This window comes from Caballeronia sp. LZ029 (assembly GCF_031451275.1).
In the GTDB taxonomy this organism is placed as follows: Bacteria; Pseudomonadota; Gammaproteobacteria; order Burkholderiales; family Burkholderiaceae; genus Caballeronia; species Caballeronia jiangsuensis.
In genome coordinates, this window is record NZ_JARUXO010000093.1 from 361,712 (window position 1) to 374,085 (window position 12,374).

The window sequence follows — 12,374 nt, forward strand, 5'->3', positions numbered from 1 at the left end:
GTTCTCAGAATTCGCCGCAGCCGTGCTGGCCGTTCACGACCAGACAGTTGTTCAGGTTCGGCCGCGAGCGCACGCGCTTCCATTCGGAGGCGAGCGAATCGGCCGGTCCTTCGGACTGCTGCAAGGCGAGGATCGGCTCGCTCGTGCCGACGCACACGTTGACGCCGCCGAGATTGCTCTCGTAGACGAAGCTCTGCTCCTGCGCGGTGAAGAGCGGTTGCAGGCCGGTGCGGTTGAACACCGCGCCTTCGAGCGGCGAGGGCGGGGGCGGCGGTGGAGGCGGCGGCGGGGGCGGGGGCGGGGGCGGCGCCATCACCGTGAGCGTGCCGGGAACGACATTCACGTCGTAGCCCACGGCCGACGAGAACGTGCCGTTGATCGCGTATTTTCCGGGCGCTGAACTCCGGTTCGCCGGCGAGCTCATCGAGCCGGCGAGCACGTTGCCCTGCTGATCGCCGTTCAGAAAGCGCTGCCCCGGCGAGTAGCTGAACGGCTGGTTGTCCTCGCCGACGTAACGATCCTGATTGCCGATATCGACGGTGATGACCGGCCGCTGCGTGTACACGAAATGATCGCCGTTGCCCGACACGACATCCATTGACGGCCGGCCGTTCCAGCCGCACACGCCGCCGTAGACGCAGCCATAGAAGTTCGGCAGCGGGCCGCGCGGATCGATGCCGCCGCGGTTCTCCCCTTGCCACGTCATGGCCCACACGCGCCACGCGTTGCCCGCGCCCAGCGTGCTCCCGTACGGATTGTCGAAGAATGCGTTCTCCATCACGAGGTCGATGCTCCCGCCGGCCTTCAGATTCAGCGGCGCGTTCGGCGCGCCGAGCGTGACCCGGCCGTTGTCGGAGATCGCGACGAGATTGCCCGTGAGCGTGCCCGGCTGGCCGCCGACCGGCACGACGCGGCCGTTCGCATCGACGCCATTCGCGCTGCCGGTGCCGATCGTGAAGCTGCCCGCGTTCCTGAAGTTCACGGTGCCCGCGCCCGCGACGACGAGCGTACCGACGTCGTTCGGATCGAGCAGATTGAAGACGCCGCCGCCCGCGAGCACCAGCGTGCCGGCCTGAACGCCGCCGGGATCGCCGACCGTGCCGGTCGTGTCGAGCGCGAGCGTGGCGTTGGCCGGCAGCGCGATGCCGGAAGGCAGATCGATGCCCTGACTGCCGGCGCCGGTGTTTTCGAGCGTGAGGTTCGTCGCGACCGCCGGACGCGTCGCGCAGCCCGCGCCGCCCGCGCACGGGCCCGCGACCGTGATGCGCCCGGTCTGCGTCGGCGAGCCGAGCACGAGCGTTTGCAGGCTGGTCGAGAAGGTCTGATACGTGGCGTTGTCGATGGCGAGGCCCGGCGTCGCGCTCGTGCCGAAGAGCGTGATCGGCACGCCGTTCAGCGCGGTCACGTTGAAGCTCGACGGATCGACCGAGGCAGCCGAGATCGCGAGCGTGCCGCCCTTCGGATCGATCGAGCCCGCGCCGACGCGGCCCAGGAGACTCGTGGCCGTGCCGTTGTTCGACGCCCGCAGCGAGATGACGCCGCCTTGACCCGTCGTGATCGAGAACGGCCCCGCTGTCAGCGGCGGGAAGCCCGACAGCGGCACGGCGCCGTAAGCGATGCCCGCATCGGCGGTGGGCGTCGATCCGGCGATCGAAACCGTGCCGGACGGCGCGCTCGCGTTGATCGAGCCGTTCAGCAGCAGCACCCCGTACGTGGGCGAAGACGCGCTCACGCCTGTGATGTCGTACACGCCCGCGCTGCTGCCGCGTATGTCGATGAGACCGCCCGCGCTCGTGATCGACGCGCCGTCGGTCACCGTCACGCCGGCATAGCCGGGGCCGCTGCCGGTGCCGTCAATGCGGATCGCGCCGGTGCCCGTGGTGATGCGCGCGGGACCGCCCGGCCCGGACTTGAACTGCGCGGCATCGCCCAGCACCACGCCGCCGCCCGGATTCACCGCGGGATTCAGGCTCTGCCCGACGAGGGTGACGTCGCCGCTGCCGGTCGAGATCGTCGCGTCGTTGACTTCGATGCCCGCGCGCGTGCCCAGGAACGATCCGTCGACGCCGGCTGACGCGGGCATGGTGCCGTGGATCGTCACGGCGCCGCCTGTTGCCGTCGGCGTGCCGTTCGCCGCACCCGTGCGCGTATCGATGTCGGCCAGGCGCAGCACGACGCCCGCGCCCGTCGTACTGGTTGGGCCGTCGGACGTGGTCACGGTCGCGCCGTGCCCCGTCAGCGTCACGTTGCCGCCGTTGGTCTGGATGGCGACGCGCGAGGCCGTGCCGTCGCCGCTGGCGAACCCGCCGACGAACACTTCGTTCACCGCGTCGGCGACCAGGTTGAGCGCGCCGAGCGTCGAGGTGATGTTCGAGCCGATGGTGACGGAATCGGCGCTGTGCAGATCGAGCGTGATGTCGTGGCCCGATGCGTTCTGGAGCGGCGTTCCGATCTCGATATCGCCGCTCGTCGATGTGAGCGTCAGGTTGCCCGCGAGCGTCGAGCGGGCGGTGCCGTCGATCGTTCTGAAGGCGTTGGTGGCCGCATCGAATTCGGTTCCGCTGCCACTGTCGAGCGTCAGGCTCGTGCCGCTCACCGACGTATTGCCGGTGCCGACGAGCGTGACCGGCCCGAAGACGTTGTTCGCGTTGGTCAGGGTGAACGTGCCCGGCCCGGTGAGGAGGAGCCCGACCGCCTCGATCGGCGCGGCCTGCGTCACGGGGCCGGCGGAATCGAGCGTGAGCTTCCCGCCCAGCGAAATGCCCGAGAGCAAGGAAATGCCCTGGCTGCCCGCGCCGCCGCTCGCGACCGACAGGTTGCCGAAGGTCGGCAGGCCCGCGCACGGCGCGGCGGCGCACGTGCCGCCGACCTCGATATGCCCGGTGTGCGACGCCGAGCCGATATAGATGTTGTCGACGCTCGTCGTCAAACGGGTGCCCAACGTGTCGTCGATGGTGAAGCCACGCCCGGTCGCGCCCGCCACGCCGATGCTGATCGGCGCGGCATCGTCGGCGGCGATGTCGAACGTGGCCGCCGACACGCTGCCCGGCGCAAGTACTAGCGTCCCGTGGGGCGCGGCCAGCGTCGAGCGGGCATCGAGCGAGGTCGAGCCGGCATCGAACGCAATGGACGACGTGTTCGCGGCAGTGTTCGACGCGCGCAGCGTGAGCGTCTTCGTGGCCGTCGAGCCGACACTGGAATCGATGATCTGCAGCCCCGCCAGCTCCACCGTCGCGCCGCCGGAGATGGAGCCGGCGAGCGTGATGTCCGAGCCGTCGAGGCTCGCGTTGACGAGCTTCACGCCCGAATGAAAGCGCGTATCGGCGCCCGACGCGGTGATTTCCACGCCGTTGGTCACGCCGCGAATGTCGATCGGGCCAGCCGTGCCGTCGCGGGCGGACGCGACGAAGAAGATGCCCCGGCCGCTGTCCACGCCGCCCGCCGAAGTCGAGACGCCTTCGTAGCCGTTGCCGCTGCCGTAGACGCGGATGCCGGGCAGGCCCGAACGCAGCGTGATGTTGCCCTCGCCCGCTCCCTCGATGGTCACGCCGCCGCCAAGCGGGCCATCGAGTGCGGCGTGGCCGCGAATGGTGATGCCGCCCGTCGTGGTGATCGGCATCGAGGAGAGCGAGACGCCGTCCGCGCGTGCGACCGATCCGGAGGCGAGCACGGTGCCGTCGATCGTGACGTTGCCGGAACCCGGCTCGATGCTGCCCGATTGCGCCGAGACGCCGCCCGCGCCGCCGTTTCCGGTCACCGTGATCGCGCCGCTGGTCGAATCCAGGTTCGCGCCGTTGAGAACTACGCCGGTTCCGGTCGATGATCCGGTGCCGGTCAGGCTGATTCCGCCCGTCGTCGAAGTGATGCCGGAGGCGCGCGTGCTGTTGCCGGCGCTGCCGCCGACCTTCACGCCGCCCGTCAAGCCGTCGCCGGTCAGCGCGATCGCGCCGGTCGTCGTTTGCAGCGTGGACCCGCCTTCGACGTTCACGCCGTAGGCAAGACCCCGCGCGTCACCGACCGCGTCCACCGGGGCGGAGCCATTGATCGAGATCCGGCCGCTCGGCGCATTCGTGCCGATCCGGACGGCTCCGTCCCCCGACAGCGTATCCGTGCGCGTGCGCGTGTCGATGTTGACGTTGTCGATCACGACGCGCGGCGCGACGCCGCCCGCCGGGCCGCCGATCGTCACGTCGCCGCCATTGGTCAGGAACTGGAACGCCGCGTTGCCTTCCGATGCGCGCAGCAAAATCTCCGCCGAGCTGTCCTTGTATCCGGCGGTGTTCGCGGTCAGCACGACCGACAGCGGGCTCGGCGTGTCGCTGTCGAGCGCCTGCGACGATACAATGCCCGCCCTGGCGCTTCTGTCCTTCGTCCGGTCCATCAGGATCGAGCGCGCGGCGAGCAGCGTCAGCGTGGCCGCCTTGCCTTCGCTCTTGTTGATGAGACCGTCGAGCGTGATGTTGCCGCCCGTTTCGGGACCGCCCGTCCCGGTATCGATGGTGACCGACGTCCCCGCGTTCAAACGGCTGTTGACAGTTCCGACCGAGATCGTCGATACATCCGACGACGCGGAAAAATTCGGCCCGCCGCCGCTGTCGATGCTGGTCGACGTGATCGTCACGTCGTACGGGTCGAGCAGCCACGTTCCGCCGATGCCATGCAGCGCCGATGCATCGATATTCGCGCCCGCCACATCCAGAAACCGCCCCGATGTCTCGATCAGACCGCCGTTGCCCGTCACGTTTCCGCCGCGCGCCGTGAGCGTGCCGTACACGCGCGCCGCGTTTGCGCCATAGACCACGACGTTGCCGCCGTCGCCGCTGTCGAGCGCATCCGCGTGAATTTGCGCGCCCGGCCCCATCCACACGGCATCGGCGTTGTGGATATCGGTGGCCTTTCCCGCGGAGCCGCCGCCCACGCGCACGCGCCCGCCGCCCGCGCCGCCGCTCGCGTCGATCACCGAGTCATTCAGTTCGACGTGATACCCCGTGATATCGATCCTGCCGCCGGCAAGGCCCGCGCCGCCGGTCGTATCGACGCTGCCCGCCACTTGCGTCAGGCCCGCGTTGCCGCCATCGAGCACGATGCGCCCGTTGCGCTCCGCCACGCTTTGCGCGCGCACCGTGCCCGTCTGGTTCAGCACGGTCGAGGCGAGCGCATCGGCGGTCTGCACCGACATCATCACCTGGCCGCCGTCGGCCTGGAGCACGCCCGAGTTGCTCGCGAGCGCCTGCGCCGCCGGGCCATCGATCTTGAGCATGGTGAGGCCGTCGCCCGCGAAATCGAGCGTGATGTCGCTGCCCGCGCCCATCGCGACGGTGCCGAGCTTCGCGCTCACCGTGCCGCTGTTGTCCACCTGCGCGCCGAGCAGCGCGACGGTGCCGCGCTCGCCCACCGTGATCGTGCCTTCGTTGCGCACCAGCCCGCCCGCGTTCTGCGCGCTCGTGAAGCGATACTTGCCCGCGAGAAAATCGCTGTCCGAAATGCCGAGCGTCGAGGCGACGATCGAGCCCACATTCACCGACGCGCCGCGCGCGAACAGCACGCCCGCCGGATTGACGAGAAATACTCGCCCATTCGCGTTGAGATGCCCGGCGATGTTGCTCGCCTCGCCGCCCGTCACGCGATTGAGCAGCACCGCCTGCGACGAAGGCTGCGAAATGTTCACCGTCTCGTTCCCGCCGATCGAGAACGAGTTCCAGTTGACGATGCCCTTCTGCGAGCCTTGCGTGATCGCCATCGTGTGCGGATCGGGCTGGCTGATGCTCACGTTGCCGTTCACCACCTGCCCGCCGCCGGGCAGCGCGAACACGCCAGGCGCGGCCACCAGCGCGATCAGCGGCAGCAGCGCGGCCGGCTTGACGTCGATGCCCGCATGGCGCGCCGCGCGCCTGGCAAGCCGCCGGATCGCTCGCTCCCACTCCCGGCGATGCCGGCGGGTCCGAAGGCTGATGTCGTCGCTCATGTCGAACTCCTGTCTGACCGCTCCGATGCGGCGTTGATCAGCTAAAACGATTTGGAAACCTGAACATATACGCGCGGCACCTTGTCATCGCCGGTGCTGTCGGCGCGGGTGGTGCGCCACGCCACGCTGGCGTCCACGGTGATGCCGTAAGGCGCGTTCCAGAAGACGCCCAGGCCCGCCCCGCTGCGCGTGACGGTGTTGGCGCCCTGTCCCGGCACCGAGCGCGCGTTGTAGCGGCCCACGCCGATATCGAAGAAGGCGGAGAGCGTCAGCGTCGGAATCACGGCGTAGCGCAACGATGCCGTCGCGACCAGCCCTTCGTCGACGATCGCCTCCGACGGCGAGTACGCGCGCACCGCCTTCGGCCCGCCGAGCGCGAAGCGCGACGAGCTGTCGAGGTTCTGGTTGGCCCACTGCCCCGACACGCCGACGAAGAAGCTCGTCTTCGGCGTGATCGCATTGAGGCGGTTGGCCTGCATGATCATGCGCACGCTGTTGCCCGCGGTGTCGCGTCCGCCCGGCCCCTGATCGATCTGCTGCCCGGCCGCCGAATCGATATTCAGGTGCGCGAAGGCCAGTTGCAGGTCGGCGCTGTTGAAGCCGCCGCCCAGAAAATTGTCGCGGCTCTCGTACGACAGCCCGACGCTCGCCACATACAGCTTCTGCGGATTGTCGAAGTTGACGGTGTCGATCTTGTCCGTGAGCGAGCGATACTCGAGCGCGCCGCGCAACAGCAGGTTCTGGCTGCGCGAGCGGATCAGCGGATGCGTGACCGACGCCGTGACCACATCGGCATTGCCGTGCGCCTGCAGCGCCGAGAAGTCCTGCCCGAGGTAGTAGTAGAGATGCGAGTACGCGATCCCGAGACGCGTGCCGTTGGCATCGACCGGCGCGTCATAGCCGACGCGTCCGTAGAGCGTGTCGGCGCGCTCGGCGGCGAGCAAGTTCACGTCGAGGTTGTCGCCTATGCCGAACGGCGACGCCAGCCGGCCGACCGCGCCCAGACGCCAGCGTCCGGCGGGCGCGGAGCCGTAGTTGTCGCCGGCGAGCGCGAAGTCGTAGCGGCGCGCGGCTTCCACGGTCACGTTCAGATCGACGGTGCCGGGCGCGCTGCCCGACTCCAGCGCCGAACTCACCTTGATGCCGGGCACGTCCGAGAGCAGCAGCATCGTGCGTTCGAGCTCGCCTTGCCTGAGCGGCTTGCCCGGCTCGATCGCGGCGAGCCGCGCGCGCACGAGCGACTCCTTGATCGGCGCGCCCGGCGCCATGGTCAGCCGCACGCGCCCGATCTTGCCTTCGAGCACGGTGAAGGTGACATCGCCTTCGGTCACGTCCTGCGGCGGAATCACGACCTGCGCGAGCGGATAGCCGCGATCGCGATACACCTGCGCGACGCGTGCGGCCATCGCGTTGAGATCGTTGATGGACACTTCCTGACCGATCCTGTCGGCGACGGGCGCGAGCAGCGTGTCGGCGGGCAAGGTCTCGTTGCCCGCGAGGCGGATGCTCTTGAGCACGAACTTCTTGCCCTCGGGCACGGGCTCGGGCGGCGCGATCGGCGCGGGCAGCGCATTGGCCCCGCCACCGGGCGGCGGCGCGGTGACGGGCGGGCGCGGCTGCTCGTTGAGCAGCGTGCCCGCGCTCGGCACCTGCGCCGTGCCGGGCAGCGGCACCTGCTGCGCCCACGCCGTGATCGCGCTCGCGCAGGCGAGGCTCGCGCCCGCCATGCGCACGAGACGGCGCGGACGCAGACGCGAAGGCAAACGCCGCGCGGAAAGTTCGGTTTTCATGGCATGGTTCACGGCGACATCCTCATCGGGACCGGCGCGGCACGGCGTCGGACGAAACTCAGCGGGCGACCGAAAGCCGCCAGTTGCCCATCAGATCGAACGGCGCCCAGTAGAACGGATGGGCGAAGCGGCTATTGGCGAGCACCGCGAGCTGGGCGTCGCGCATCGCGTCGATCGCCTGCTCGCCCTTCGTGAGCGAGCCATAGAAGGTGCGCATCGTGAGTTCGGTCGATTCGTCGGCGACCGGCCACATCGACACCAGCAACGCCGATGCGCCCGCATAGAAGAACGCCCGCGTGAAGCCCATGATTTCGTCGCCGCGCCCGACGCGCCCGAGCGCCGTCTCGCACGCGGACAGCGTGACGAGCGCCACCGTGTCGAGCTTGAGGTTGTAGATGTCGGCGGCGAGCAGCGGATCGGGGCCATCGGCGGGCTGGCTCGAAGGCGCGAGCAGCACGCGCGAATGCAGCGGATCGATGGTGTCCGCCTGCGCGTGCGTCGCCACATGCACGATGCGGCCGGCCGGCGCGTTGTCGTCGAACGCCTTGCGCGTCACGTCGCTGCGCAGGAAGGTCTCGTTGCGCGCGAACAGCGGGCCGATGGCGCGCACTTCCGCCTCCGCCGACGGCAGTTCGTACTCCGGCCCGATGCGCGGATTGCCGAACGCGACGAGATTGCTCGCGATGTGCTGCTGGCGGCGCACGAGCTGCACCGCGACGCTCGCCGAAGGCGCGAGCGAGATCGCGTGACGCTGGATCAGAAAGCCCTGCGCGTTCTTGAGCGCCTGGAACGGCATGTAGTGCAGCGCGCCGTTCGGCACGATGATGAGCCGCTCGTCGGCGCGCAGATTAAGCGGCTCGATCAGCAGCGCATCGAGCTTCGTGCCGTAGGCGATCGCCTGCGGCTTGCCGCGAATGATCGCGTTGCGGAAGTCGCTCACGGCGAGCGTCATGTCGTGGCGCTTGATCGGCAGCGTGAAGCCCGTGATGCCATCGGAGCGCACGACCCACGCGATCATCCGGTCGGGCAGGCCGTGATATTCGACGATCGCCTCGCCGGGCGCGAGCGTCGCGCGCACATCGTCGAGCGAGAGCGTACGGCCGTTCAGCTGCGTTTCATCGACGTTCTTGTCGAGCCGATTGCGCACCACGTCGAGCAGCGCGCGGCTGCGGCTGCGTTCCGACAGCGTCCACGCGAGCGGATAGTCGCCATCCTCCACGACGAGCGCGATGGTTTCCTCGAAGACCGTCTGCGTGTCGGAGAAGAGGCCGGTCTTGAACTCGTCGCTGCGAAAGCGCGCGCGGATCGATTCGGAATCGTCGAGCGCGGCGAGCCACGCATCGCGGGCTTCCTTGCGCTTGCCGAGCGCGAGATACGCGCGGCCCATGCCTTCGTGCGCCCACAGATTGTCGTAGCTGGCATCCGATCCGCCCTTCGCCGCGCTCGCGGAGAACGCGGCGAGCGCCTGTTCGGGCTTGTTCTCGGCGAGCAGCAGATTGCCTTCGATACGTTTCCTGAGCGGCGCGAGCAGCGTGCCGTCGACATCGCCGGTCTGCTCGAAGGTCGCGCGCGCGCCCGCCGCATCGCCGCTCGCGATCTGCGCATTGGTGATCGACAGCAGCACCAGCGGCCGATAACGCGGCGACGCCGCATCCAGCGCCGCGCGATATTCGGTGAGCGCCGCCGCCGCATCGCCGCGCCGCGCCGCGATGTCGCCGAGCACCTTGTGCGCCGGCGCGAGCACTTGCTGCGGATTCTTCTCGCCCGCGGCGAGCGCTTCTTTTGCGTAGCGCGCGGCGTCGTCGAGATCGCCCGCGTAGCTGTAGGCGATCGCGAGATCGCGGCGCGACAACGCGGCGAGATTGGCGTTGTCCGTCTCCTTCGCGACGACGAGCGCGCGCGACGCCGCCTCGATGCTCTCGCGGAAATCGCCGCGCTCCGCCGCCGCCACCGACATGCTGCAATACGCGTAGCCGTCGAGCTTGACCTGATCGCGCGCGAGCAGCAGTTGACCTTCCTTCGAGAGCGTCGCGATGGTTTCGGCATCGCGCACGCGGGCTTCGGCGTCACGCGCGGCGCTCGTGAGCGGCGCGCCTTGCGTCGCATCCGATGCAGCCGCGGCGTGCGTTTCCTTCGTGTCCGGCGCGTTGCGCGCACCTCGCGCGGGTTGTCCGGCAGGCGCGTCGTTCTGTGCGAGCTGCATGCCCGGTTCGTGCAGATCGTTCGACGCGAGCTGAATGCTGGCGGCATCCGGCGCGCATGCCGATCCGGCAGCGCGCAACGTGGCCTGCGCATGAACGGCGGGCGAACCCAGCGCCAGCATCGTAAGCAGCGCGAACAGAATGTCGACCCGTTTGCCCGCGCCGCTCATGGGCGCGTGTGCATCGGCCTCGATACAGGCCGACGCGATCCGTTCGATCGGTTTCACAGATGCGCTCCTCGATGGACCCCGGCTTTTGTTTCGACGCGAGCGGCAAACGTTCGCGGCGGTGTCACGAGTAGACGATCCATTGCGGCCGGTTTGAAAAATGCAGCGGCGCCGTTCGTCTGCTGCTGTGTTGGCAGGCATACGGACGAACCATGAGCAACGTCGAGCCGATTTCACGCTTCGGGCGCTTCATGCGCTTCATCGCCGCGCGCGCCGTCGCGCCTGTCGTCCTGATGTGCGCGTTCGCCGTCACGGCGTGCAAGTCGCCGCCGCCGCCTCCACCCCCGCCGCCGACGATCGTGCATATCGACGTGAACGCCATCGACAAGGTCAATCCGGATCGCAGCGGCCGTCCCTCGCCCGTGCTCGTGCGCGTGTACGAGCTGAAGGCGACCGCCGCCTTCGACAGCGCCGACTTCTTCACGCTCTACGGCAAGGATCAGGCGACCCTGGGCGCGGATCTCAATGCGAAGAACGAGTTCCTGCTCAAGCCCGGCGACAAGCAGAGCGTCGAGCAGCCGGTGCAGCCGGGCACGAAGTTCATCGCGGTCGTGGCGGCGTATCGCGATATCGAGCGCTCGCGCTGGCGGGCGACGGCGCCCGTGCCGCCGAACCAGACGACGATCATGAGCGTGAGCATCGACGCCGCCGATGTGTCGATCGCAGCGAAGCCCGCTCCCGCGCCGCCGCCATCGAAGAAGAAGGCGAAGTGAATCCGCCCCCGCGCCGCTTTGCAAATTCGCGCCGCTGGATCGTTCTATGAGCGGAGCGCTCGCGCCATGCTGCGGCAAGGCGCGAGCGGAACGCCGAACCCACGCGAAGCGGATACGCCACCATGACCTGGCACCAACGCATGATCTGGTCCGAGGGGCTGTTTCTCGAACCTCAGCATTTCCAGCAGCACGACCGCTTCATCGAGCATCTCGTGCGCTCGCATGTGCGTGCGACCGAGGCATGGTCGTGGGGCTGGGCGTCGGTCATGATCGATGAAGTCGCGCTCGGGCTCGGCAAGATCGCGCTCGCGCAGGCGTTCGGCGTGCTGCCCGACGGCACCGCGTTCTCCTTTCCCGACGACTTCCCCGCGCCGCCACCGCTCGACATTCCCGCCGGCGCGCGCGACGAAACCGTGCTGCTCGCGCTGCCGCTGGAACGCTCCGGCGCGAAGGAGTTCGATCCCGACGGCACGGCCCCGGCGCTCAACGGTCACGCCGACGCATTGCGCTATCGCACGACCGACACCGCCGTCGCCGACGTCACGACCAGCACCGACCGCGTCGCCGAGATGCGCGTCGGCGCGCCGAACCTGCGGCTCATGCTTGCCCGCGACGCCACCGACGCGTTCGCGACCATCGGCATTGCGCGCGTGCTGGAACGGCGCGCGGACAATCGCGTGATGCTCGACGCGGGCTATGTCCCGCCGATGCTCCACGCGCTCGCCGATGCGCGCTTGCTCGGCCACGCGCAGGAAATCGCGGGGCTGTTGCATCAACATGCGGACCGGCTCGCGCGGCATATCGCCAATCCGGGGCGCGGCGGCGTCGCCGAGATCGCGGACTTCCTGCTGCTGCAAACGCTGAACCGCTTCGAGCCGCAGTTCGCGCATCTGTTGCAGGTGCCGCTCCTGCATCCCGAACGTCTCTATCAGACGACGCTCGCGCTCGCGGGCGATCTCGCCGCCTTCGACGAGCGCCGCCGCGTGCTCGCCTATCCGCCGTATCGACACGACGATCTCGCCAGTTCCTTCGAACCGCTCATGCGCGACGTGCGGCAACTGCTCGCGCAGGTGCCGGAGCCGAACGCCATCGCGATCGAATTGCAGAGCAGGAAGCCCGGCGTGCGCGTCGCCGTCATCAACGATCTCGAACTGCTGCGCACCGCCGGCTTCGTGCTCGCCGCGAGCGCGCAGATGCCGGGCGAGGCGCTGCGCACGCGTTTTCCGACGCAGGTCAAGGTCGCGCCCGCCGAAAAGCTGCGCGATCTGGTGAATCTCGCGCTGCCAGGCATCGAATTGCGCGCGATGCCGGTCGCGCCGCGGCAGATTCCGTTTCACGCGGGCTATTCGTATTTCGAGCTGGATCGCGGCGGCGAACTGTGGAAGGAGCTGGAGCAGACCGGCAATCTGGCGATGTACATCGCGGGCGAGTTTCCGGCGCTGGAACTGGAGTGCTGGGCCATCCGCCACTGATCATTC

Annotated in this window: 5 protein-coding genes; 2 read left to right on the forward strand and 3 right to left on the reverse strand. The window is 68.9% G+C overall.

Features of this window, described 5'->3' with window-relative positions; all coding sequences use genetic code 11:
* Positions 1-4: 4 nt before the first annotated feature.
* From QCE73_RS35725 to QCE73_RS35735, 3 genes are read right to left on the reverse strand one after another with little or no spacing between them, the layout of a single operon-like run.
* On the reverse strand, positions 5-5,965 hold the full coding sequence (locus QCE73_RS35725) for a filamentous hemagglutinin N-terminal domain-containing protein (protein WP_309885594.1): 5,961 nt from the start codon (positions 5,963-5,965) through the stop codon (positions 5-7).
* Between the two features lie 41 nt (positions 5,966-6,006).
* Positions 6,007-7,755 (reverse strand): ShlB/FhaC/HecB family hemolysin secretion/activation protein, encoded by a 1,749-nt coding sequence (locus tag QCE73_RS35730; protein ID WP_309885595.1) that lies wholly within the window; start codon positions 7,753-7,755, stop codon positions 6,007-6,009.
* A 58-nt stretch (positions 7,756-7,813) separates the two neighbouring features.
* A complete protein-coding gene (locus tag QCE73_RS35735; protein ID WP_309885596.1) occupies positions 7,814-10,183 on the reverse strand; it encodes a CHAT domain-containing protein in 2,370 nt (789 codons plus the stop codon).
* A gap of 152 nt (positions 10,184-10,335) precedes the next feature.
* On the opposite strand from QCE73_RS35735, the gene tssJ reads away from it, so the two are divergent.
* On the forward strand, positions 10,336-10,896 hold the full coding sequence (gene tssJ, locus QCE73_RS35740) for a type VI secretion system lipoprotein TssJ (RefSeq protein WP_309885597.1): 561 nt from the start codon (positions 10,336-10,338) through the stop codon (positions 10,894-10,896).
* Between the two features lie 122 nt (positions 10,897-11,018).
* Positions 11,019-12,368 carry a type VI secretion system baseplate subunit TssK gene (gene tssK, locus QCE73_RS35745; RefSeq protein WP_309885598.1) on the forward strand — a complete coding sequence of 450 codons (1,350 nt, stop codon included), beginning with the start codon at positions 11,019-11,021 and terminating at the stop codon, positions 12,366-12,368.
* Positions 12,369-12,374: the final 6 nt, after the last annotated feature.